This window comes from Paraglaciecola sp. 25GB23A (assembly GCF_040012495.1).
Taxonomy (GTDB): Bacteria; Pseudomonadota; Gammaproteobacteria; order Enterobacterales; family Alteromonadaceae; genus Paraglaciecola.
Window position 1 is genome coordinate 439,091 of sequence record NZ_JBDYKM010000001.1, and the last position, 22,802, is coordinate 461,892.

The 22,802-nt window shown below is 41.4% G+C and carries 21 protein-coding genes; 17 read left to right on the top strand and 4 right to left on the bottom strand.

The window, feature by feature from the left end:
• The first annotated feature begins 62 nt into the window (after nucleotides 1-62).
• Nucleotides 63-2,975, top strand: a complete 2,913-nt coding sequence (locus tag ABKW31_RS01860) for an insulinase family protein (protein ID WP_348614490.1) — start codon at nucleotides 63-65, stop codon at nucleotides 2,973-2,975.
• A gap of 78 nt (nucleotides 2,976-3,053) precedes the next feature.
• Here ABKW31_RS01860 and suhB read toward each other — a convergent pair whose 3' ends face one another.
• Complete coding sequence (gene suhB / locus ABKW31_RS01865) at nucleotides 3,054-3,827, bottom strand: inositol-1-monophosphatase (RefSeq protein ID WP_348614491.1); 774 nt, start codon at nucleotides 3,825-3,827, stop codon at nucleotides 3,054-3,056.
• 298 nt (nucleotides 3,828-4,125) lie between these two features.
• On the opposite strand from suhB, the gene trmJ reads away from it, so the two are divergent.
• The 10 genes from trmJ to ABKW31_RS01915 all read left to right on the top strand — a co-directional run bounded on the left by trmJ (nucleotide 4,126) and on the right by ABKW31_RS01915 (nucleotide 11,685).
• Nucleotides 4,126-4,848, top strand: a complete 723-nt coding sequence (trmJ, locus tag ABKW31_RS01870) for a tRNA (cytosine(32)/uridine(32)-2'-O)-methyltransferase TrmJ (protein ID WP_348614492.1) — start codon at nucleotides 4,126-4,128, stop codon at nucleotides 4,846-4,848.
• Nucleotides 4,849-4,850: 2 nt separating this feature from the next.
• A complete protein-coding gene (cysE, locus tag ABKW31_RS01875) occupies nucleotides 4,851-5,672 on the top strand; it encodes a serine O-acetyltransferase (RefSeq protein ID WP_348614494.1) in 822 nt (273 codons plus the stop codon).
• A 98-nt stretch (nucleotides 5,673-5,770) separates the two neighbouring features.
• Nucleotides 5,771-6,259 carry a Fe-S cluster assembly transcriptional regulator IscR gene (gene iscR / locus ABKW31_RS01880; RefSeq protein ID WP_348614496.1) on the top strand — a complete coding sequence of 163 codons (489 nt, stop codon included), beginning with the start codon at nucleotides 5,771-5,773 and terminating at the stop codon, nucleotides 6,257-6,259.
• 12 nt (nucleotides 6,260-6,271) lie between these two features.
• Nucleotides 6,272-7,495, top strand: a complete 1,224-nt coding sequence (locus tag ABKW31_RS01885) for an IscS subfamily cysteine desulfurase (RefSeq protein WP_348614498.1) — start codon at nucleotides 6,272-6,274, stop codon at nucleotides 7,493-7,495.
• Between the two features lie 108 nt (nucleotides 7,496-7,603).
• Entirely contained in the window at nucleotides 7,604-7,987 is a 384-nt protein-coding gene (iscU, locus tag ABKW31_RS01890; protein WP_348614500.1) for a Fe-S cluster assembly scaffold IscU, read from the top strand.
• A 28-nt stretch (nucleotides 7,988-8,015) separates the two neighbouring features.
• A complete protein-coding gene (iscA, locus tag ABKW31_RS01895; RefSeq protein WP_348614501.1) occupies nucleotides 8,016-8,339 on the top strand; it encodes an iron-sulfur cluster assembly protein IscA in 324 nt (107 codons plus the stop codon).
• A gap of 87 nt (nucleotides 8,340-8,426) precedes the next feature.
• Complete coding sequence (gene hscB / locus ABKW31_RS01900; RefSeq protein ID WP_348614502.1) at nucleotides 8,427-8,954, top strand: co-chaperone HscB; 528 nt, start codon at nucleotides 8,427-8,429, stop codon at nucleotides 8,952-8,954.
• A 36-nt stretch (nucleotides 8,955-8,990) separates the two neighbouring features.
• Nucleotides 8,991-10,859 carry a Fe-S protein assembly chaperone HscA gene (gene hscA, locus ABKW31_RS01905; RefSeq protein WP_348614503.1) on the top strand — a complete coding sequence of 623 codons (1,869 nt, stop codon included), beginning with the start codon at nucleotides 8,991-8,993 and terminating at the stop codon, nucleotides 10,857-10,859.
• A 42-nt stretch (nucleotides 10,860-10,901) separates the two neighbouring features.
• Entirely contained in the window at nucleotides 10,902-11,240 is a 339-nt protein-coding gene (gene fdx / locus ABKW31_RS01910; RefSeq protein ID WP_348614504.1) for an ISC system 2Fe-2S type ferredoxin, read from the top strand.
• A gap of 154 nt (nucleotides 11,241-11,394) precedes the next feature.
• Complete coding sequence (locus ABKW31_RS01915) at nucleotides 11,395-11,685, top strand: YebG family protein (protein ID WP_348614505.1); 291 nt, start codon at nucleotides 11,395-11,397, stop codon at nucleotides 11,683-11,685.
• Nucleotides 11,686-12,251: 566 nt separating this feature from the next.
• On the opposite strand, the gene ABKW31_RS01920 is transcribed toward ABKW31_RS01915, so the two are convergent.
• Nucleotides 12,252-13,985, bottom strand: a complete 1,734-nt coding sequence (locus ABKW31_RS01920; RefSeq protein ID WP_348614506.1) for a GNAT family N-acyltransferase — start codon at nucleotides 13,983-13,985, stop codon at nucleotides 12,252-12,254.
• A 222-nt stretch (nucleotides 13,986-14,207) separates the two neighbouring features.
• Here ABKW31_RS01920 and ABKW31_RS01925 point away from each other — a divergent pair, with 222 nt between their 5' ends.
• Both ABKW31_RS01925 and ABKW31_RS01930 read left to right on the top strand, forming a co-directional pair.
• Nucleotides 14,208-15,119, top strand: a complete 912-nt coding sequence (locus tag ABKW31_RS01925; protein WP_348614507.1) for a LysR substrate-binding domain-containing protein — start codon at nucleotides 14,208-14,210, stop codon at nucleotides 15,117-15,119.
• A gap of 182 nt (nucleotides 15,120-15,301) precedes the next feature.
• Nucleotides 15,302-15,700, top strand: coding sequence for a hypothetical protein (locus ABKW31_RS01930; RefSeq protein ID WP_348614508.1), 399 nt, complete (start codon nucleotides 15,302-15,304; stop codon nucleotides 15,698-15,700).
• Nucleotides 15,701-15,760: 60 nt separating this feature from the next.
• On the opposite strand, the gene glnD is transcribed toward ABKW31_RS01930, so the two are convergent.
• Together glnD and map are read right to left on the bottom strand one after the other, a co-directional pair.
• Nucleotides 15,761-18,376: a [protein-PII] uridylyltransferase gene (glnD, locus tag ABKW31_RS01935; protein WP_348614509.1), complete on the bottom strand. Its 2,616-nt coding sequence runs from the start codon at nucleotides 18,374-18,376 to the stop codon at nucleotides 15,761-15,763.
• Nucleotides 18,377-18,524: 148 nt separating this feature from the next.
• Entirely contained in the window at nucleotides 18,525-19,316 is a 792-nt protein-coding gene (gene map / locus ABKW31_RS01940) for a type I methionyl aminopeptidase (protein WP_348614510.1), read from the bottom strand.
• Between the two features lie 300 nt (nucleotides 19,317-19,616).
• Here map and rpsB point away from each other — a divergent pair, with 300 nt between their 5' ends.
• The 4 genes from rpsB (at nucleotide 19,617) to frr (ending at nucleotide 22,792) form a co-directional block, all read left to right on the top strand.
• The gene (gene rpsB, locus ABKW31_RS01945; protein WP_348614511.1) at nucleotides 19,617-20,348 is read left to right on the top strand and encodes a 30S ribosomal protein S2; all 732 of its coding nucleotides are present in this window, start codon (nucleotides 19,617-19,619) and stop codon (nucleotides 20,346-20,348) included.
• A gap of 128 nt (nucleotides 20,349-20,476) precedes the next feature.
• Nucleotides 20,477-21,349: a translation elongation factor Ts gene (gene tsf / locus ABKW31_RS01950; protein ID WP_348614512.1), complete on the top strand. Its 873-nt coding sequence runs from the start codon at nucleotides 20,477-20,479 to the stop codon at nucleotides 21,347-21,349.
• A 128-nt stretch (nucleotides 21,350-21,477) separates the two neighbouring features.
• On the top strand, nucleotides 21,478-22,212 hold the full coding sequence (gene pyrH, locus ABKW31_RS01955) for a UMP kinase (protein WP_348614513.1): 735 nt from the start codon (nucleotides 21,478-21,480) through the stop codon (nucleotides 22,210-22,212).
• A gap of 22 nt (nucleotides 22,213-22,234) precedes the next feature.
• The gene (frr, locus tag ABKW31_RS01960; protein WP_348614514.1) at nucleotides 22,235-22,792 is read left to right on the top strand and encodes a ribosome recycling factor; all 558 of its coding nucleotides are present in this window, start codon (nucleotides 22,235-22,237) and stop codon (nucleotides 22,790-22,792) included.
• Nucleotides 22,793-22,802 lie beyond the last annotated feature (10 nt).

Below are 22,802 nucleotides of genomic sequence, written 5' to 3' on the forward strand. Positions count from 1 at the left end.
AGCTAGTAAGTCAGTTATATTTGCCAGCCTATTCGATTGTCATGCGATTACAAGGTACGTTCATGATGTTAAGCAAGTCCTCATTTGTTCCAATCATTTTAGCTATTTGCCATATTTTACTGTTAAGCGCTTGCAGTAATGTGGCACCTAAAGCACCAGCGGTAGTTTCTGTTTTACCCGAGCCGCAACAGAAGATAGTCAAAAGTCCTAACGATAAGCGTTTATACAAGTCGATTATTTTAGACAATCAACTAGAAGTGATACTTGTCTCTGATCCGACTATCGAAAAATCGGCCGCGGCCTTAAGCGTCAACGTGGGTTCATTTCAGGAACCCAAAGAGTTTGGTGGTCTGGCGCATTATCTTGAGCATATGTTGTTTCTCGGTACTATTACTCATCCAGAAGTAGGTGACTACAGCGAGTTTATTAGCCGCAACGGTGGAACACAAAATGCCTACACTCAATTGGACCACACCAATTACATGATGGCGGTAAATAACGACGCTTTTGAAGAGGCCTTAATGCGTTTTAGTGGTTTTTTCTATGAAGCCACCTTAGACCAAACCTATGCAGATAAAGAGCGCAATGCCGTGCACTCTGAGTGGTCTATGAAAAGTCCCAATGACTGGGTTATGTTAAGTCAATTAGATGGTCTAACCTTGAATTCAGCTCATCCTATTCACCAATTTAACTGGGGTAACTTGAATTCCTTGTCCGATAAAGGTGAGCTTAAATTGCAAGACGCCTTAGTTAAGCTCTATCAAACGTATTATTCAGCTAATTTAATGAAAGCCGTGCTGATCAGTAATTTATCATTGGATGAGATGCAAACGCTGGCTAAAAGTTATTTTGGTTTAATACCCAATAAACAAACCCCTGCACCCCAAGTACTTGTGCCAGTCGCCACTGCCGAAAACTTGAAAAAGATCGTCCATTACGCCCCGCAAACAGAAATGAAACAACTGCGGATCAGCTTTGTGATGGCCAATAATGCAGATCAATTTGCGGTAAAGCCAAATGGTTATGTGAACTATCTATTGAATAACGAAATGCCTGGCACCCTCGCTTCAACGCTCAGAGATTTAGGTTTAAGTGAAGGCCTGTATACCAGCTTTGATGCTAAAGAATATGGCAATGCAGGTAGTTTTAATCTGTATATTGATTTGACTGAAACTGGTTTGAATAATCGAGATAAAGTAATGGCAATAGTCTTGCAGTATCTTGATTTGTTAAGGGCCAAAGGTGTCGATCAAAAGTATTTTTCTGAGATAAAACAATCGTTAAGTAATAGCTTCCGCTTTAAAGAGAAAAGCAATGATTACAATTATGCCATGCAAATTGCTGCCGATTTACAGCACCTGCCAACCGAATACGTATTAAGCAGTGATTACGAGTATCAACGCTTTAACCCACAAGCCATTCAGCAAGTATTAGATCAATTAACCTTGGAAAATGCCCGAGTCTTTTATATTGATCAAGCGCAAGTTACAGATAGTGCAATGGAAAACTTTGTCGGGCGTTATTCAGTGGAGGATATTGATCCTGCTACAGAAGCATTATGGGGTTCCTTAGGTCAAGATATTACGCTTAATTTACCGCGTATTAATCGATTGATGCCTGAAAATTTCACCCTAGTAAGTCCTCGTTACATCGACAAGCCCATTCAATTGGTAAATGAAGCTAACTACAGCGCATTTTTAGGACATTCTTCTCACTTTGAGCAGCCTAAAGGTTTAGTCACTTTGGACTTAAACAGCGGCGTAACTAAGGCCAGCGCGGGTAATCAAGTTATGGCTGAGTTGTTGAATCGAGGCTTAAGCCAAGCCTTAGTTGAATTGCAAAATGAAGCAATTGGCGGGGGCATGGGGCTCAATGTTAGCTTGTTCAATGGTTTATCCATTACCACTAACGGATTTAGTGATAAACAAGGGGTGCTTTTAGGGCAGGCAATCCAAGAAATTATCAAATACCAAATGACTGAGGAAGAATTAGCTAATTTTAAAGCGGCATTTAAATCAGACCTCATCAGTAAAACCAAAGGCATTTTGCTCAATCAACTTTTTCCTAAATTTAGCCAAATATTTGCTTTAGATGAATTTAGTGATGAAACGATGTTGGCAGCGGTTGATGGGATTAAGTTGTCTGATATTTCTGCTTTAAAGACCCAAATTCTGCAGCAAGCTAATTTACGTGTATTCGCCTTTGGTAATTACAGTGAAGAGCAAATTAAAACTATGTCGCAATTGGTCTTAAGTGAATTGCCTAAGGGACGCAAGGTGGGGCCTATTTATGAGTCGCCAAAATTCAAACCGCAAGCAGGACAAATATATAATTGGCAAGAAGAAACGCAGTTAACCGATGTGGGTTTGGTGAGAGCCTATTTGTCAAAGCGTAATGCAAAAGATACGGCGACCGCAGAGATATTATCGCAACTGCTTCAGCCAGCCCTGTTTAAACAAATTCGTACGGAAGAGCAGCTAGCCTATGCGGTGGGTTTTTTCAGTCAAACCAATAAAGAGCAGATGTTTACCGCCTTTTATATTCAGTCGCCTGCTAAAGGCTTGGCCGAAGTAGATGCACGTATTAACGATTTTCGTCAGAAATTTACAACTCAATTGTCACAAGTTTCAGCACAAGAGTTTGCGACTACTAAAAACAGTGTGCTTATTTCTTTGACTCAGCCACCAAAAAATTTGAATGAAGAAATGTCTCGATTCATTGGTGATTGGCGGGAACAAAATTATGAATTCGATACACGAGCTCAACTTATCGATGCCCTGAACAGCGTTTCACTCCAAGACATTATCGATTTTTATAATAAATTAGAAAAAGGGCAGGCCTTTGGCCAATTATTAGTGCAAATGCGGGGTACTCAATTTAGCGATAAGGATTTTGTGACGCTTGAAGGGGCAAAAAATATTAACAATATAGATGAGTTTCATCAAAGCCAGTTAGCCGTACAAAATCCAGAATAAGAAGTTAAATGGCATAAAAAAGGTGAGCGCAAGCTCACCTTTTTTATAAAATTTGAGATTAACTACGCTAATTTCAACTTATTTAAGATGCTTAACTAGCGCCTGAACCACTTTGGGTGCACCAGCAACAATCTCACCTTTTTTCATCGGATCGTTACCACCGCTAAAATCTGTTACCAAACCACCGGCTTCACGCACTAACAGTTCGCCGCCAGCAATGTCCCAAGGTTTTAAGCCACTTTCCCAATATCCATCATAGCGTCCGCATGCAACGTAAGCTAAGTCTAAGGCGGCAGAACCACAGCGACGTATATCACCCGCTTCCATATATATTTTGCTAAAGCTTTCTAGACACTTTGGAAATGCGGCTTTATTTTTGAAAGGAAAGGCTGTGGCTAATACGGTTTGACTTAATTCACGTGCTTTACTCGCACGAATACGAAAACCATTAAGCTGGGCTCCGGCGCCTTTGCTTGCGGTAAATAACTCACTACGAATAGGGTCGAATACTACGGCTTGATCTAAGCGGCCTTTGTGCATTAGCGCAATAGAGACTGCAAAGTGAGGAATGCCTTTGATAAAATTAGTGGTGCCATCTAAGGGGTCGATGATCCATTTGTAATCATCGTCGCCTGCAACTAAGCCGCCTTCTTCACCCACAAAACTGTGCTCAGGGTAAGATTGTTTAATTTTGCTAATAATTGCTTGTTCAGCTTCTTTATCGATTCGTGTGACATAGTCATTGTCACCTTTGGCTTGAGTCATTAAGTCAGACTGATTCTCGAAACCACGAGAAATAATTGTACCGGCAACACGTGCCGCACGCACTGCAATATTCAGCATAGGATGCATAGATAAACCACCAATTGTAAAAGAACGTTAGCTCAGGCCAACCCATAAGATTGACCAAAAAATCGCCGCGCAGTTTACCAGCTATTCATATTTACGCAATCATAAATTGCTGACCTTTGATTTTAAGCGTATTGCTACACAGTTCATTATGAGGCATTTTTGCTGGAGATTTTTATAACAAAGACAGGTTAAGATGATGAATTTGAGCTAAAAAATCCTAGATTGACCTTGTCAGCAAACTGTTCAGTGAGTTGAATTATTGCTATTATCCGCGCCCTTATTTAATTAGCGTAAAGTCATGTTAGAAAATATCCGCATCGTATTAGTTAACACCTCTCATACTGGCAATATTGGCTCAACAGCGCGCGCCATGAAAACGATGGGTTTGAGCCAACTGGTTTTAGTCGATCCGGTGACGCCTCCTGATGGTCAGGCTAGTGCTCTTGCGGCAGGTGCTGGTGATGTACTTGCTGGTGCGCGTCAAGTTGCCACTCTAGCGGAAGCAATAGCAGGCTGTGGACTGGTCGTTGGCACGAGTGCCCGTTCGCGTACCTTGTCATGGCCGATGTTAGAACCCAGAGAATGTGGTGAAAAACTCGTTGCTGAAGTCAGTCAATATCCAGTTGCCTTGGTCTTCGGACGCGAAAATAACGGTTTGAGTAATGAAGAATTACAACAATGTCATTTTCATGTGTGTATCCCTGCCAACCCTGAATACAGCTCTTTAAATTTAGCCGCAGCAGTGCAAACCCTGTGTTATGAAATTCGCATGGCTTCTTTGCAGATGACCCGAGAGCAAGAAGTAGTTGAACCTTATCCCTTGGTTGATGACCTAGAGGCTTTTTATAGTCATTTGGAACAAACCCTACTTAAAACGAATTTTATAAAACCACAACATCCGGGTATGGTAATGCCCAAGCTTCGTCGCTTATTTAACCGCGCTCGGCCGGATGAGCAAGAATTCAATATCTTGCGTGGTATTCTGGCCTCCATTGAAAAAACTATTAAAGCGAAAGACTAATTATGTTTGAACGCATTAAAGAAGATATTCAAAGTGTTTTTCATCGCGATCCAGCAGCGCGTACGACGATGGAAGTGTTGTTTAACTATCCAGGTTTACATGCTATTTGGTTGCATCGTCTAAGCCATCGACTTTGGAAGGCGAATTGGCTGTGGTTAGCGCGCTCTGTTTCAACTTTTTCACGTTGGTTAACTGGCGTCGAAATTCACCCAGGCGCCACCTTAGGGCGACGGTTTTTCATCGACCATGGTATGGGAGTGGTAATTGGTGAAACCGCAGAGATTGGCGATGACGTTACTATATATCATGGGGTAACCCTCGGCGGTACTAGCTGGTCTGCAGGTAAACGTCACCCTACTTTAATGGATAACGTGGTAGTTGGGGCAGGGGCCAAAGTGCTGGGTCCTATCACCATGGGCAAAGGTGCAAAAGTGGGCTCAAACTCAGTGGTGGTTAGAGATGTGCCTGAAGGAGCCACCGTCGTCGGCATTCCTGGTCGGGTGGTCATGCAAAAGTCTCAAGGTGAGAAAGAAGCAGACAAAGCTAAAAATGGTTATCGCGAAAAAATAGCGAAAAAATATGGTTTTGATGCCTATGCTGTTGCCGCAGATAACCCTGATCCCGTTGCTAATGCCATTGGCATGATGGTTGATCATGTGCATTTAATCGACATTAAAGTGGAAGAAATGTGCGCTGCCATCAATAAAATGGGCGGTGGTGTGTGTGGTAAATCCTTGCCAAGCTTAGAACTAGAAGAGTTTACTAATCAACAGGTTGAACTTAATAGTAAACAAGCCAAAGAGTCCTTTGACCCGCAAATATAAAGTGCATAATTAATACCCTACTAAAACACTCAGGTATATACTTGACTAATTTAGTAGGGTATGTGAGAATTTAGTCACTTTTTGAGCGAGTAATGTCTATGAAATTAACATCTAAAGGCCGTTATGCGGTGACAGCAATGCTGGATGTATCCTTACATTCACAACGTGGGCCGGTGTCTTTAGCTGACATATCTGAACGACAAGAAATTTCTCTCTCTTATCTTGAACAATTGTTTTCAAGATTACGTAAAGAACAATTAGTCGAGAGTGTGCGTGGTCCTGGTGGTGGATATAAGTTAGGGCGAGAAGCTGCACTCATCTCTATTGGCGAAGTGATTCGTGCGGTAGACGAGTCTGTTGACGCGACACGTTGTCAAGGCATGTCAGATTGCCAGAGTGGCGTGCGTTGCCTAACTCACAACTTGTGGGAAGGTTTAAGCGAACGCATCAGTATGTTTCTAAACAATATTACTCTCGGTGAACTCATGACGCAGCAAGATGTTAAAATAATTGCTGAGCGTCAGGATAAAAACAAACATTTTAATCAATTAGCTGCGAACGAAATTTCAATTAACTTGCAGTTGTAAGCGGAGTAAAAAATGAGCGATATGAAGCTTCCCATTTATTTGGATTATTCATCAACAACTCCTGTGGATCCTAGAGTTGCAGCCAAAATGGCTGATTGTTTAACCAGTGATGGTGTTTTTGGTAACCCAGCAAGTCGGTCTCACCGTTTTGGTTGGGTTGCAGAAGAGGCAGTCGATATTGCCCGGAATCAAATTGCCGAGCTAGTTAATGCTGATCCACGTGAGATCGTATTTACCTCTGGTGCCACAGAATCAAACAACTTGGGCATAAAAGGCGCGGCTAATTTTTATGCCAAGCAAGGCAAACATATCATTACGGTTAAAACTGAGCATAAAGCAGTATTAGACACTTGCCGTCAGCTTGAGCGTGAAGGATTTGAAGTTACTTATTTAACGCCTGAGCCTAATGGTTTAGTCGATTTAGACAAGCTAGTGGCTGCAATCCGTCCTGATACGATTTTAATCAGCATCATGCATGTCAATAACGAAATTGGTGTGATTCAAGATATTGCCGCTATAGGTGAAATCTGCCGTCCACGTAAGATACTATTTCATGTTGATGCAGCCCAAAGTACAGGCAAGGTGCCGATTGACTTAGAAAATTTGAAAGTCGATTTAATGTCCTTTTCAGCACATAAAACTTATGGTCCCAAGGGTATTGGTGCTCTGTATGTAAGACGTAAACCACGTGTGCGCCTAGAAGCACAAATGCACGGCGGTGGTCACGAGCGCGGCATGCGTTCAGGTACCATGGCAACTCACCAAATCGTTGGAATGGGTGAAGCTTTCCATATTGCCAAATTGGAAATGGGCGCAGAGAACGAACGCTTAATGATGTTGCGTAATCGTTTATGGGACGGTATTAAAGATATCGAAGCTGTTTATATTAACGGCGACCTAGAACATCGTATTGCTGGTAATTTAAATGTCAGTTTTGCTTATGTTGAAGGCGAGTCATTAATTATGGCGCTTAAAGATATGGCTGTATCTTCTGGTTCTGCTTGTACCTCAGCCAGTCTTGAGCCTTCTTACGTATTGCGTGCCTTAGGTTTGAATGATGAATTGGCGCACAGTTCAATTCGCTTCACCATGGGCCGCTTTACAACTGAGGCAGAAATTGATTATGTGATTGGGGTTATTCGTAACGCCATCGACAAATTGCGTGAAATGTCACCCTTGTGGGACATGTATAAAGAAGGTATCGACTTAAGCACAGTTGAATGGGCACATCACTAATAGTGTCGCCCTCAGTGTTCAAAACAAACGAGCACTAAACGGTTTAAGAGTAAAGAACGTTAATTTTAGTTAATAACGAGCGCATTAGCTCGAACGAAGGCAAATACCATGGCTTATAGTGAAAAAGTAATCGACCATTACGAAAATCCCCGCAACGTTGGTGGGTTTGATAAGAACGATCCAAGTATCGCAACTGGTATGGTAGGGGCTCCTGCTTGCGGAGATGTGATGAAGTTGCAACTTAAGATAGATGCAAATGGCATTATCGAAGATGCAAAATTCAAAACCTATGGTTGTGGCTCAGCTATTGCCTCTAGCTCATTGGTAACTGAATGGGTCAAAGGCAAATCTATTGACGAAGCGATATTGATTAAAAATACCGATATTGCCCACGAGTTGGCCTTACCGCCAGTTAAAATTCACTGTTCTATCTTGGCAGAAGATGCCATTAAAGCGGCAGTGGCTGATTATAAAAGTAAACATAATCAATAAATTGGCAAATGAGTTAGAGGACCATACCTTGGGTATTAAAGTATCTGAAGCGGCAGCAAATAGAGCTCTGAGCTTTCTGAACAACAGAGGTTCAGGGATCGGTTTGCGGCTGGGAGTAAAAACAACAGGTTGTTCAGGCTTGGCTTATGTACTTGAATTTGTAGATGAGTTGAATGCGGATGACTCAGTTTTTGAAGATAATGGCTTAAAAGTCATTATTGATGGAAAAAGCTTGGTTTATCTGGATGGCACTCATCTCGATTTTGCTAAAGAAGGCTTAAATGAGGGGTTTCAATTCAATAACCCTAACGCTAACGGTGAATGTGGCTGTGGCGAAAGCTTTAATGTGTAAATAAGACAATATTCAAGTGGATATTGTCTTATCTCCTCAATGCCTAAGGCTTACTTTAGCCGTCCTTATCAAGGTAAATCGAGCCCTATGAATTATTTTGAGCTGTTTAACCTCGAAGTCAGTTTCAACATCGACTTAGGCAAACTGGCAACAACCTATCAAAAACTGCAACAACTTACCCATCCAGATAAGTTTGCCACCGCCAGCGATCGAGACCGTCTGCTCTCGGTGCAAAAAAATGCGCAAGTGAATGATGCTTATCAAACATTAAAATCGCCACTGTCTCGCGCTGAATATATGCTCAGCCTTAGAGGTATTGATTTACAGCACGAGCAAATAACATTGCAAGATAATGCATTTTTAATGCAACAAATGGAGTGGCGAGAACAACTCGAAGAGCTTGATAGTGAAGCTGAACCAGAGAAAAAGCTGACGGAACTTGATGGCGAAATAAAAAACATCATACAGTCAGAGTTAGGTGCACTTGAGCAGGCTTTGGTTTCAAGTAGTGAACAGGCTAATCAGTCAGCTGCACTTGTCATCCGTAAATTAAAATTTATGTACAAATTACGTCAAGAGATTGAACGTAAAGACGAACAGCTTAACGACTTTTAATTTTTACTTTAAACGACTAATAGACGAAACGAGATTATGGCATTTTTGCAAATATCCGAACCCGGCCTCAGCGCCGTTCCTCACCAACGTAAATTGGCCATTGGCATCGATTTAGGTACCACTAATTCTCTGGTAGCCAGTGTACGTAGCGGGCAAGCAACTACGCTAAGCGATGAAGATGGCCAAGATTTATTGCCCTCAGTTGTACACTATCAATCTGATGAAGTTGTTGTTGGCAAAGCAGCAGCACAACAGGCAAGTCTCGACCCAGCCAATACGATAGTGTCAGTAAAGCGGTTTTTGGGCCGCGATTTGAGTGATATCCAACATGCTTATCCCAACTTGCCCTATATCTTTAACGAGCAAGAAAGTGGCTCGGTGCAAATGCAGGTAAGTAGTGGCCAAGTTAACCCTATTCAGGTCTCGGCTGAAATTTTAAGTGCCTTACGTATAAGAGCAGAACATACTTTAGGTGATGAACTAAGCGGTGCTGTAATCACGGTGCCTGCTTATTTTGATGATGCACAGCGTCAAGGCACCAAAGATGCTGCGACGCTTGCTGGTTTAAAAGTACTGCGTTTATTAAATGAGCCCACCGCGGCTGCGATTGCCTACGGATTAGATTCAGGTCAAGAAGGGCTAATCGCCGTTTATGATCTAGGCGGAGGCACCTTTGATATTTCTATTTTGCGCTTAAATAAAGGCATATTTGAAGTACTTGCCACTGGTGGAGATTCAGCCTTAGGTGGTGATGATTTTGATATGTTGCTGGTGGAATACATCCGTCAAAAAAGTGGGCTAAGCGGTCAGCTTTCTAAAAACTTGCACCGCACTTTATTAGATCAGGCGAAAATTGCTAAAGAAACCCTCAGTCAAGAGTCTGCAGTAACAGTGGTGTTTAGTGATGATCAGCAAAATGAACATAATGTCGTTATTAGCGTTGATAAATTTGAAGCGCTAATAGCGACACTGGTTAAGAATACTTTGCGTGCTAGTCGTCGTGCACTGCGCGATGCTGAATTAGAGAAAGAACAGATACTGGCCGTTGTATTGGTCGGTGGTTCGACACGTGTGCCCTATGTACGTCAGCAAGTTGGTGAGTTCTTTGGTCAAAGTCCTTTGACATCTATTGACCCTGACAAAGTTGTTGCCATTGGCGCAGCGATCCAAGCTGATATACTAGTGGGTAATAAACCTGACAGTGATATGCTGTTGCTTGATGTATTGCCCTTGTCGTTAGGCATTGAAACGATGGGCGGCTTGGTAGAAAAAATTATTCATCGCAATACCACCATTCCCGTGGCCAAGGCCCAAGAGTTTACTACCTTTAAAGACGGTCAAACCGCAATGATGGTGCATGTCCTGCAAGGTGAACGAGAGCTGATGGACGATTGCCGTTCATTAGCAAAATTCACCCTAACAGGTATACCACCTATGGCCGCAGGTGCTGCGCATATTCGAGTAACATTTCAAGTTGATGCAGATGGGCTGTTAAATGTTACTGCCATGGAAAAATCCAGTGGAGTGCAGGCTGAAATTGTGGTTAAACCCTCATACGGCTTAGATGAAAACAGTATCACAGCAATGCTGAGTGCATCGATGGAGCATGCTAAAGAAGATATGGCTGCGCGTATGCTAAAAGAGCAACAAGTTGAAGCAGCCCGAGTAGAGGAAACCTTGCGAGCTGCGCTGCAAGCAGATGGCCAAGACTTACTTAGCGCTGAAGAAATTGTAGTTTTGGAGCATAGCTTAAGTCATTTAAATCAAACGGCTTTGGGTGAAGACAAAGACGCCATTAAGCAGGCGATTGAGCAAATAGATAAACTCAGCCAAGCCTTTGCAGAGCGTAGAATGGATCATTCAATACGTAAGGCTTTTGCGGGTCAATCAGTTGATACCATATAAAAAATTAATAGATAATACCGATCTTAGAACAGGAATAATGTAATGCCTCAAGTGATATTTTTACCTCATCCAGAACTTTGCCCAGATGGTGCAGTAATCGAAGCAAAGTCTGGCGTATCAGTGCTCGATGTGGCTCTGTCTAATGGCATCGGGATAGAACATGCTTGCGAAAAAGTCTGTGCCTGTACCACCTGCCATGTATTGGTTCGCGAAGGTTTCGATTCCTTAGACGAAGGTGATGAACTAGAAGAAGATATGCTTGATAAAGCTTGGGGTTTAGAGTCAGACTCTCGTTTAGGTTGCCAAGCAATTATTAAAGACGCAGATCTAGTGATTGAAATCCCAAGATATACTGTTAATCAAGTCAGTGAAGGCCATTAAAATATAGTGCCAACCAACTAACAAAAAAGCCAACATATGATGTTGGTTTTTTTATAGGCGAAATAAATTAATAAATACTGTTTTAATATACAGTGTTTGTGGTAGTCTAACTGTGTTGTATATCAATTCATTGTAATAAACAGAGGAAGCTGAAATGGCCATTATCATTCGCTATGTTGTAGAACATAAAGGGGTAGAGAAGTTTGTGACAGCAGATAAAAAAGAAGCAGACAAATATGACAAAATGTTGGATTTGGCTGATAACCTTAGTGAGTATATTGAAGCTAAAGGCCTCGCTATAGAAGGTGCTGTACTTGAAGAGTTAGGCATAATGCTGGCTAAAAATTCAGGCGCCCTAGCTAAGTTACTAAAAGGCACTACTGCCGAACAAGTATTAGCTGAAGACAGTGCCGAAGTGATTACTTTGGACAAAAAGAAAGCCTGATAGCAGGACTTTTTTAAAGCGTTGAGCGCATGCACTACTGACACGGAGCATGCACTGTGCCCATTAATCTTGGGCTGCCGCCACCAAGACCAAGTGCTGCGCCACAAAAGCATGTGCTTAGTATTGTTATCACCACTAGGTGATAAAGCATGCGCTTTGCTTCCCACGACCCACACTGCACTGACGCCATCCCTGGCGATGTTTAAAACTCATACCGAGAGTTTTACTGACGGCTGTAAATAGTAAGAAAAAAATTGCTGTTCTGCGCCTAACTTATTATTCAACTTTAAGCCTCTACTTTTTGACCAAACCGGTGTTAATAATACCTGTATGCACTCACTACGCCTTGTTTGGGATAAGAGTAACCGTTTGGATCATGACATTTTTAGAGTTGAGAGTTAGCACGTTATTGACGATCTGCTTGGTAAGGGACCAACATCTATGCAGCAAGGCAGAACATCATATACACCTTATCGATACATCGTTTCAAAAACGCAACGCAACACATTGCAGTCGCTAAGCGTTTACCTAGGCTACGCTTGATACGCCCAGCGAAGGCCGGTTGTCTAGCGACAATCTGGTGCGGAGTCTACTATGGCTGCATTGGGCATATACCGTTTACGTTTTTTGGCTTTGAGTTTACTGATATCAGCCAATATCAAGCCGTCAATACAATCACTAAAATCGGGGTCAACATTAAAGTCTATAAAGTGCACTCCACCTTCTTCGTAGGTTTCAGTGTATTGCTTGTAAAGAATAGGCACGGCTACGCCCGTATTGGCGAGTAAGTGCTTCAGTGTTGAAAAGTCTTGTTGATAGTTGTTACCGACAAAATATTCTATATCTGTTGGCTTGATTATATAGGGAGTTTTAGATTTTGCGGTGGCTACGGGATGTTTAAAATAGAGGGTGTAAAAACTAACGAGTAGATCTTTTGCGGCTGCGGGGTAGTTGTTGCTCATACTAACCGGGCCAAATAAATAACGGTATTGCGGATGACGTTGCAAGAATGCACCTATCCCATACCACAGGTAGTCTAAACTCCGTTTACCCCAATATTTAGGTTGTACAAAACTTCGTCCTAGTTCAAGTCCTTGTTCAAAATATTGGTCCATGCCCGGGCCGTAGTCAAACAACGTCGAAGAGTAAATACCTTTGAGACCCTTTGATTGAATTAATTTTTTAGCATCACCAAAGCGGTAGGCGCCAGCAATTTCTAGCTCTTCTGGATCCCATAAAATTAACTGAAAATAATCTTGATCATATTGGTCAAGATCACGCTTTTTATTCGTTCCTTCACCTACGGCGCGAAATGCTATTTCACGCAATCTGCCTATCTCACGCATTATTGGAGAGCTGTCAACGTGCTGATAAAGATAGATTATTTTTCCGTCTAGCGTTGCGCCCAAACGTTCGCAGTTTTTCTTCAAAGCATGGATCAGTTCAACTCGACTTTCAGGTAGGGCAATGGGTTTTTGGGTTTTAAATATGCCGGCTTTATCATGTCCAATTTTGTAGAGATGTTTTTTAAATAATGAGACTAGATGTTTTTTACGTAAATTTAGCTTATTGAAAGCATCAAGGGGAATGATCTCACCGATGCGCATAGGTAAGTGTTTGTGTTGCTGTTTAAACATTTCAGTAACTAACAACATGGCGGCCAATGGTTTGTAAACCATTGATAAGCTGTAAAATAACGGCGAATTTTTAGCATCAATGAATACTGGCAAAATAGGTGACTTACTTTGTTTGGCAATGCGTAAAAAACCACTTTGCCAAGCCGTGTCCCGAATACCTTGCGGGCGTAATCTCGATACCTCTCCGGCTGGAAAAACAATAATAACGCCTTCTTTTTCCAAGTGCTGTTGAATATTCTGAATGTGCTGTTTAGGTGTGCCACCTTGCATATTATTGACAGGTAATAGTAGGGGTTGCAAAGGTGATAAGGCCATTAAGAGTTGATTAGCAACAACCTTGATATCGGCTCTGATTTCAGCCACCAACTTAATAAGAGCTAAGGCATCTAAAGAACCGATAGGATGGTTGGCAATAATGACTAAGCGACCTTCACTGGGTATATTTTGCTTTTCTACATCTCTTACCGAATAAGATATTTTGAAGTGATCGAGGACTTGCTCAACAAAATCAATACCTCGCACATGAGGATATAGTTGAGCAAATTCATGCATTTCGCGCTCATGCAGCAGTCTGCGTAATAAAAATGTGAGCGGTTTAGATAAAAGCGGATGGTTGGCTACGCCAGGGTAGTGTTTAGTCAGTACTTCATCAACAGTAAACATAAAGCTCACAAATAAATTAAGGCAGTTGCATTAGCGTATTCAGGGTTTGTGACAAATGAGTGCTATTTTTATGGCGTTTAGATGAACTAAATTGCTCGGATGAATAAATTTTACTTGATACAGTTTAAGGCTCATGTAATTTATGCTCTTGGTGCTTGACGATATTAGCGCAAAGGCATTTTATATTCATACAATGACACAGCCGTTGTTCTGGAGTTGAAGTTGAATAAACAAAACAATCACCGTTTACCTTCATTAAATATACTGCGTGTGTTTGAATCGGCTGCGCGTCATTTGAGTTTTAAAAAAGCGGCTGAAGAATTGTGTATTACTCCCCCTGCAGTCAGTCACCAGATCCGGACTTTAGAGACGCAACTTGGGATTGTGCTATTTACTCGTCTGAACCGTTCGCTAGTTTTGAGTAGCATAGGGGAGCAGTACTTTGCTCAAGTGCAATCTGCTTTACAGCAATTGCAAAGCGCCACCAATGAATTGCTTACAAATAATACTAAATCGACGTTCGTTATTAACACCGTGCCGATGTTAGTCAGCACCTTGCTTGCGCCGCATATTCACTCTTTTCAAGAATCTCAAGCGAGCTTTAATATTCAAATTGATTCAGATGCATCCAGAACGGACTTTGCAATTAACAATATTGATGTGGCTATTCGTCGGGTAAAAGGCGATGAACCTAATTTGATCTACAAACCTATTTTTAAGATCGCTATTGCGCCGGTATGCAGTCCTAGCTATTTAGATAAAAACCCACAAGCAAATTTAACCACCTTAGAAAATTGTCGCCTTATCCGCACATCAGTTGATATGGGCAACTGGCCTTTGTGGCTTAAACAATGGGGTTACCAGGCGCCCTCCACTAATGAATTATTATTGAATAGTTTTCGTGCTGTATTAGATGCCACACAAAGTGGGGCAGGAATTGCCATGGGATATTTACCTATTATTTCTGCCTCAATAAAACGCGGAGACCTAATAACTCCCTTCGGTAATAAAAGCAGTTTTTATGGTGAACCTTGTTTGGTTTATCGTAAAAAAGATCAAGACAAACCGATATTAAAGGCTTTTGAATCTTGGCTTGATGAACTGTTAATTCAGTTAGGGTGGTCAGATAAATAAAACTAACCCGAAGGTAATTAATTTTGCATTTGTCACACATTAATTCGTAATTTAAGCTATTTTTAGTTTATCAAAAGTTTTCTATCCCTTTGTTTTAAAGCGTTTTTGTGAAAAAAAATACTCTGGATTAGAATATTTTAAAAACGTGGGATAGTAGTTTATAGAAGGGAAATGTGATCATCATGCTAATAATATTGAGGAGTTTTGTATTACTTTCGTTTAGTTTTGTTTTTCTATCCTTAAGCTTTGTACTCAAAGCAGCTGAAGTGTCGTATGAACAAGGCTTGAATTGTTACGTATTTAAAACAACGAACTTAGACTTAGGCAGTAACCTAAGTAATTTGAGTGAGTTAAGCATCGAGCAACAGTACTCGGCGCTTAGCGGAGATTTGGACCCAAGAATATCTGCTAGTGATCAAACGGATACGACAGTAAATAAGCCTGACTGGTTTACATATGGGCTTTCATTTTACCGTTTTGCAATGATGATCCCGGCACCTATTGTTTTTATCTGCTTGTGGCTCATCGCGTTTAAGTTACTGCGTATACCTAAACCAGAACTTAATAGGGCCAGTGCGTAACAAAAAAGGCTTTGAAAAGCCTTTTTTGTTACACCAATAGATATTAGAAAAACCTTATATTCAGTGCAAGGTCTCGTTTAATCGAGCTTTGAATTGCACTTGCTGATTTTGCGTTAACTGGGTGTTGTCTTTGCTGCTCACAATAAATAAATCTTCTGCTCGTTCACCAATAGTGGAAATTTTAGCCATGTGTAGGTTGAATTCTAACTCGACAAAAAGTTCACCAATCTTGGCTAATAAACCGGGCGCATCAAGGGCTTCTAATTCGACTAAGGTAACATTACTGTGGCCAGGATAAAAACGGACCTTGGTCGGCACGTCTAGTTGTTTCATTTGTCGTGACATTTTGCGTTTATTACTGTGGTCTTGTCCCGGTTTGGTGAGCTGGGTCTCAACTGCTTTTTTCAAGCTATTGAGTCTTGAAAGGGATTCAATGCGGTCACCGTTTTGTTCAAGTATGATAAAACTATCAAACACATATCCGTCATGAGTGCGCATTATCTGGGCATCATGGATAGACACATTGCGACTATCGAGAACTGATGCTATTTGGGCAAACATGTTTTTCTTCATCTTGCCATAAACAATCAGCTCAGTACCTGATTTTGCAGTGGACTCATTGGCTTCAACCAGTAAAAAGTCATCAGTCATTGGATGTGAAGCAAGAATAACATTGGCATGCCAGGCTATTTGTTCCGGTTTAAATCGGGCAAAATAGTCGTCACTAAGGCGCTTCCAAAATTGTTCAATTTGCGTAGAGTTCACACCATTCTCTAACAAAATGGCTTTAGCTTTGGTTTGATGTTCATCCACCCTATCTTGAATAGCCACCTTGCATTCAAGACCATTATCCAAGGCTTTTTGAGTTAATAAATATAGCTCACGTAACAATGAGGCTTTCCAATCATTCCATAGATTATCGTTGGTAGCGCGAATATCAGCCAAAGTGAGCACATAAAGCGTATTCAGATTATTATGCGTGCGCACTTGATTGGCAAAATCATTGATAACATCCGCATCGTAGATATCTCGTCGCTGAGCAATGACTGACATCAATAAGTGGTTTTCTACCAACCACTTAATTAACTCAGCGTCCTTATTTTCAATTTGATGGGCGATACAAAATTCTTCGGCGTCTATGGCACCTAATTTCGAATGGTCACCGTTACGCCCTTTGCCAATATCGTGAAATATGGCGGCAATGTATAATAACTCTGGTTTATCTAAGTTTTTAACAATGCGCCCACAGCGCGGAAAATCTTTGTTCTCCGGCAAACCATAGTGATGTACATTTTTAACCAGTCGATGGGTGTGTTCATCCACCGTGTAAGCATGAAATAAATCGAATTGCATCATGCCCACAATATGATCCCATTGGGCTAGGTAGGCTTGAATGATGCCGTGTTTGTGGGTGATATCCCAGGCAATGGCAAAAAAGTTGGGATGTTTCATTAGCTGCATAAACAAAATGCGCGATTCAGGGCGTTCAGAAAAATACTGGCTGTGAAACTTACGTCTAGCTAAGCGTAACTGACGTAAACAACTGGAATGTAAGCCTACGATACCGGGATGGTCTGCGATAAGTAATAAAAATCTTAGAATATCTTCTGGGACGTCAAAAACATCATTACCGCGAGGTGCAATAAGACCATCAAGTGATTCAAAATCGGTATTAATTACCTCTATAGACTTAACCTTAGTGGCCAGTACGTCTGAACTAAAACGTTGCAATAACATTTCGTTCAACTCACTAATGCGACGGACGGTGCGGAAAAAGCTTTTCATCATGCGTTCGACAGAGGCTTTACCATCTTCACCGTAACCTAGTTTAGCCGCCACATCCGTTTGGAAGTCGAATAATAAACGGTTTTCACTGCGTCCAGCGATAAGATGCAAAGCAAAACGAATACGCCATAAATGATCGCGGCATTCGATTAACTCTTCAAATTCTTGTTCGTTAAAATAGCCTTTTTCAATCAGTTCAGTGCCATCAACTACTTTAAAATGTTTTTTAGCCACCCAACCGATAGACTGAATGTCACGCAAACAGCCGGGACTTTCTTTTATATTTGGTTCAAGATTATAGGAAGTGCCTTTAAATTTAGAATGCCGGTGTGTCTGTTCTTCCAGTTTAGCTAAAAAGAAATCTTTGCTGCTCCAATAAGAGCGAGATTGTAACTTGTTGTGAAGTTCATCAAAGGTATCTTGACTACCTGCCAGTAGGCGAGCTTCGACTAAATTGGTGGCAATGGTGACGTCTTGTTTCGCATTATTGAAGGTTTCTTTAATAGTACGCACTGATTGACCAAGATCTAGACCAATATCCCACAGCAAGGTAATGAATCGGCTAATGCTTTCTTGTTGGCTTTTGGAATATGTTTTACTGCTCAATATGAGTAAATCAATATCGGAATAAGGTTGTAATTGACCCCGACCATATCCTCCCACAGCAACTAAACTGAGATGCTTTTGCTGATTAAGCTCGACTAAACGCCATAAGTGCCTTAACAAACTATCGATAAATGTTGCACGGCCGGTGACTAAGCCTGTCACGTCTCCACCGCTAAACTCACTGTTTAGCCAATCATAACTGTTGGCAATGCAAGCCTTGAAACCTTTAATGTTATCGGCTGAATTTATGAGTTTAATTTGTGCAATTAGGCTTTGTAACGACAAGCTAGATTCCTTTTAATAGACGTCAGGGAGTCACTCTACAAAGAGTTTTTAATAACGTTAAACACTGTTAAGTTAATGTTTTTGTTGAGAGTTACTGTGTCAGTTAACAAAGTATTTTGCTAGCTTGATATCAAGCTAGCTTATAATTTTAATGACTAATGATGCGGTCAATCTGTTCGTCATCTCTGAGGGTCAGGATTTCCACCCCATCTTTGGTGACTAATAAGGTATGTTCCCATTGGGCACTTAAACTACGATCTTTAGTGACGACCGTCCATTTGTCAGGTAGGACCTTGGATTGTCTCTGACCGGCATTGATCATCGGTTCGATGGTAAAACACATACCTTCCTCCAATACTTCCCCAGTGTTGGGTTTACCGTAATGCACTACTTGCGGATCTTCATGAAAGTTTGCGCCAATTCCGTGCCCGCAATATTCGCGCACAATAGTATAATTATGGCTTTCAGCGTACTGCTGAATAACATGGCCAATATCGCCTAAGCGTATGCCAGGTTTAACTAATTTGATGGCTTTGTACAAAGACTCTTGGGTAACTCGAATTAACCGTTCCGCGAGAATACTGGGTTTACCCACCACAAACATTTTAGATGTGTCACCATGATAACCATCTTTTATGACGGTTACGTCAATGTTGACTATATCGCCATCTTTAAGGTTTTTATCAGATGGGATACCGTGGCAAATGACATGATTCACTGAGGTACAAATTGATTTGGGGAAGGGAGGACGGCCATAGTTGAGCGGTGCAGGAATCGCTTGCTGCACGTCTACAATATAGTCATGGCAAATCTGGTTCAATTCTTCAGTCGTCACCCCTTTTTTTACAAAGGGACCAATCATTTGTAATACATCGGCGGCAAGACGACCCGCTACACGCATTTTCTCTATTTCAGGGGCTGTTTTTATCGTCGCAGGCAAAACGTTTATCCTATTTAAAAGTCAAATTATTCACAAACGGTGAATGCTGGTTGTATCTTAACTTTTCAGCAAAGTGATGTATAGACTCTGCAGCTTAAACTTGAATATTGTCTTTTTGCATGGTATAAAGCGCCCCGCTGAAATTAGCATGGTTAAAATAGCCGTGTTAATTGTCGGTAAACTAACTTAAATAACACACATATATCGACACAGTGTTCGGGGTGTCTTCTACCAAGATATTAGGTAGGCGATCGAGTGCTGGGATATATGGAGGCCTAACCCCATATTGAGGAATTTATAATGGCAAATGTATCTATGCGCGACATGCTTCAAGCAGGCGTTCACTTTGGTCACCAAACTCGTTATTGGAACCCAAAAATGAAACCTTTCATTTTCGGTTCACGTAACAAAGTTCATATCATTAACTTAGAAAAAACAGTTCCAATGTTTAATGAAGCATTAAGCTTTGTTGGCAGTGTTGCTGCTAAGAAAGGTAAGATCTTATTCGTTGGTACCAAACGCGCAGCAAGTGACGCAGTTAAAGAAGCTGCTGATAAATGCGACCAGTTTTATGTAAATAAGCGTTGGTTGGGTGGTATGTTGACTAACTGGAAAACAGTTCGTCAATCAATCAAACGTTTAAAAGATCTTGAGCAGCAAAGCCAAGATGGTACGTTTGAAAAAATCGGCAAAAAAGAAGTACTGATGTTACAACGTGAAATGGCCAAACTAGAAAGCAGCCTAGGTGGTATCAAAAACATGGGCGGTTTACCTGACGTCTTATTCGTTGTTGATGCTGACCATGAGCACATTGCTATCACTGAAGCTAGAAACCTTGGTATTCCAGTTATCTCTATTGTTGATACTAACTCAAGCCCAGATGGTGTTGATTACATCGTACCTGGTAATGACGATGCTATTCGTGCTGTTCAATTATATTTGAACGCCGCAGCAGCAGCTGTTATTGAAGGTCGTGAAAAAGACCTAGTAGTTCAAGCTGAAAAAGGCGAGTTCGTAGAAGCAGCTGAGTAATCACCTGCACAACGGAGTTATCTTGTCTAGGTGCAGGCCTTTCTGCACTAACGAAAAAATAAATTTCAGGGGCAACTGCCCCTGTTTTTAATAGTTAACCAAGAATTTTATTTGCTGAGGAAACGAAAATGGCAGTGACTGCAGCCCTAGTTAAAGAATTGCGCGAGCGTACAGCCGCCGGCATGTTAGATTGTAAAAATGCATTGGTTGAAGCCAATGGTGATATTGAACTTGCAATTGAAAACATGCGTAAGTCTGGTCAAGCAAAAGCCGCGAAAAAAGCTGGCCGTATAGCCGCTGAAGGCGTGATTTTGACCAAAGTTGAAAATGGTGTTGCCACCATGTTGGAATTGAATAGCGAAACTGATTTTGCCGCTCGTGACAAAAGTTTTGTTGCCTTTGGTGATAAACTCATCAATGTGGCTCATGCTAACAAAGCAAACGATATGGAAACCTTAAATGGTCTTGATATTGATGGTAGCAAAGTAAGCGAAGTACGTGACACTTTGGTTTCTAAAATCGGTGAAAACATTAGTCCGCGTCGTGTTATCTCTTTAGAGGGTGACAATCTTGGCGCTTATGTTCACAGTGCACGTATCGGCGTTCTAGCTATCCTTAAAGGTGGTGACGAAGAATTAGCTAAAGATATCGCAATGCACGTAGCGGCGTCTAATCCTCAGTTCGTAAGACCTGAAGATGTGCCTGCTGAAGTTGTTGCTAAAGAAAAAGAGATCCAATTAGACATCGCTATGCAGTCAGGCAAACCTGCTGATATCGCTGAAAAAATGGTTTCTGGTCGTATGAACAAGTTTACTGGTGAAATTAGTTTAACGGGTCAACCGTTTATCAAAGATCCAAGCATACTTGTTGCTGCTTTACTTAAATCAAAAGGTGCAGAAGTGGTTAGCTTCGTGCGTTTTGAAGTGGGTGAAGGTATTGAAAAGAAACAAGATGATTTCGCAGCTGAAGTTGCCGCTCAAATGGCTGCTGCTAAGAAATAAATGTGCCTTTGGCTTTTGCCAAAAGCCATTGTCATATAAACTACGGGCACCTCAACTTGAGGTGCTTTTTTTTAAGCATTAAATAGCTTACCTTCGACACAGTTATAAACCTAAGGAAATGCCAATCTATGAATATTGCTCCTAAATCCGTCTATCGCAGAATTTTGTTGAAGCTCAGTGGAGAAGCGTTAATGGGAGAAGAAGGCTTTGGCATCGATCCCAAAGTACTTGAGCGCATGGCGCAAGAAATCAAAGAATTGGTTGAACTGGGTATTCAAGTTGGTCTTGTTATTGGTGGTGGTAACTTATTTAGAGGTGAAGGCCTAGCCAAAGCCGGCATGAACCGTGTTGTAGGGGATCACATGGGTATGTTAGCGACGGTAATGAATGGCTTAGCTATGCGAGACGCACTACACCGTGCTTCTGTGAATGCCAGATTAATGTCTGCTATTCCACTTAATGGTGTATGTGATGACTATAATTGGGCTGAAGCCATTAGTTTGCTGAAGTCAGGTCGTGTAGTGATTTTTTCAGCAGGGACTGGAAATCCATTTTTTACCACTGATTCAGCTGCGTGTTTGCGCGGTATTGAAATAGAAGCAGATGCGGTATTTAAAGCAACTAAAGTGAATGGTGTATATAACGCAGATCCGGTTAAAAACCCAAATGCAGTGATGTATAAAACATTAACTTACAATGAAGTATTAGATAAAGAATTGAAAGTAATGGATTTAGCTGCCTTTACTTTAGCTAGAGACCATAATATGCCAATCAGAGTATTCAATATGAATAAACCTGGCTGCTTAAAAGCAGTGGTAATGGGTGAAGATGAAGGCACATTAATTTGCCACCCCGAAAAATGACTACAAAAATAGGAAAATTATCGTGATTGATGACATTAATGAGGACGCGCGCCAGCGCATGGAAAAAAGTATTGTTGCTCTACGTGGCCAGTTAGCGAAGATTCGCACTGGTAGAGCACATCCAGGATTACTGGATAGTATCATGGTGCCTTATTATGGCACCCCAACGCCAATCAGGCAGTTGGCGAATATCATCGCAGAAGATTCACGCACGCTTGCGCTAACCGTTTTTGACAAAGCAGCGGCAACAGCGGTTGAAAAGGCCATAATGCAATCTGACTTGGGTCTAAATCCAATGAGTGCAGGCTCTGTTATGCGCATCCCAATGCCAGCATTAACTGAACAGCGCCGCAAAGATTTAATCAAGATTGTACGTGCTGAAGCCGAAGGTGGCAGGGTTGTGATACGTAGTATTCGTCGTGACGCTAACAATGATATTAAAGAGCTGCTGAAAGAAAAAGAGATCAGCGAAGATGATGCACACCGCGGTGAAGACTCAGTGCAAAAAACGACTGATGTTTTTATCAAACAAATTGATGAAATTCTTGCTCAAAAAGAACACGATTTAATGGAAGTCTAAGTAGGTGTCG

What these genes read in the sequence shown, in the direction of transcription:
- ABKW31_RS01860 (WP_348614490.1), top strand. Translation starts at nt 63, where the DNA reads ATGATGTTAAGCAAGTCCTCATTTGTTCCAATCATTTTAGCTATTTGC.
- suhB (WP_348614491.1), bottom strand. Translation starts at nt 3,827, where the DNA reads ATGCATCCTATGCTGAATATTGCAGTGCGTGCGGCACGTGTTGCCGGT.
- trmJ (WP_348614492.1), top strand. Translation starts at nt 4,126, where the DNA reads ATGTTAGAAAATATCCGCATCGTATTAGTTAACACCTCTCATACTGGC.
- cysE (WP_348614494.1), top strand. Translation starts at nt 4,851, where the DNA reads ATGTTTGAACGCATTAAAGAAGATATTCAAAGTGTTTTTCATCGCGAT.
- iscR (WP_348614496.1), top strand. Translation starts at nt 5,771, where the DNA reads ATGAAATTAACATCTAAAGGCCGTTATGCGGTGACAGCAATGCTGGAT.
- ABKW31_RS01885 (WP_348614498.1), top strand. Translation starts at nt 6,272, where the DNA reads ATGAGCGATATGAAGCTTCCCATTTATTTGGATTATTCATCAACAACT.
- iscU (WP_348614500.1), top strand. Translation starts at nt 7,604, where the DNA reads ATGGCTTATAGTGAAAAAGTAATCGACCATTACGAAAATCCCCGCAAC.
- hscB (WP_348614502.1), top strand. Translation starts at nt 8,427, where the DNA reads ATGAATTATTTTGAGCTGTTTAACCTCGAAGTCAGTTTCAACATCGAC.
- hscA (WP_348614503.1), top strand. Translation starts at nt 8,991, where the DNA reads ATGGCATTTTTGCAAATATCCGAACCCGGCCTCAGCGCCGTTCCTCAC.
- fdx (WP_348614504.1), top strand. Translation starts at nt 10,902, where the DNA reads ATGCCTCAAGTGATATTTTTACCTCATCCAGAACTTTGCCCAGATGGT.
- ABKW31_RS01915 (WP_348614505.1), top strand. Translation starts at nt 11,395, where the DNA reads ATGGCCATTATCATTCGCTATGTTGTAGAACATAAAGGGGTAGAGAAG.
- ABKW31_RS01920 (WP_348614506.1), bottom strand. Translation starts at nt 13,985, where the DNA reads ATGTTTACTGTTGATGAAGTACTGACTAAACACTACCCTGGCGTAGCC.
- ABKW31_RS01930 (WP_348614508.1), top strand. Translation starts at nt 15,302, where the DNA reads ATGCTAATAATATTGAGGAGTTTTGTATTACTTTCGTTTAGTTTTGTT.
- rpsB (WP_348614511.1), top strand. Translation starts at nt 19,617, where the DNA reads ATGGCAAATGTATCTATGCGCGACATGCTTCAAGCAGGCGTTCACTTT.
- tsf (WP_348614512.1), top strand. Translation starts at nt 20,477, where the DNA reads ATGGCAGTGACTGCAGCCCTAGTTAAAGAATTGCGCGAGCGTACAGCC.
- pyrH (WP_348614513.1), top strand. Translation starts at nt 21,478, where the DNA reads ATGAATATTGCTCCTAAATCCGTCTATCGCAGAATTTTGTTGAAGCTC.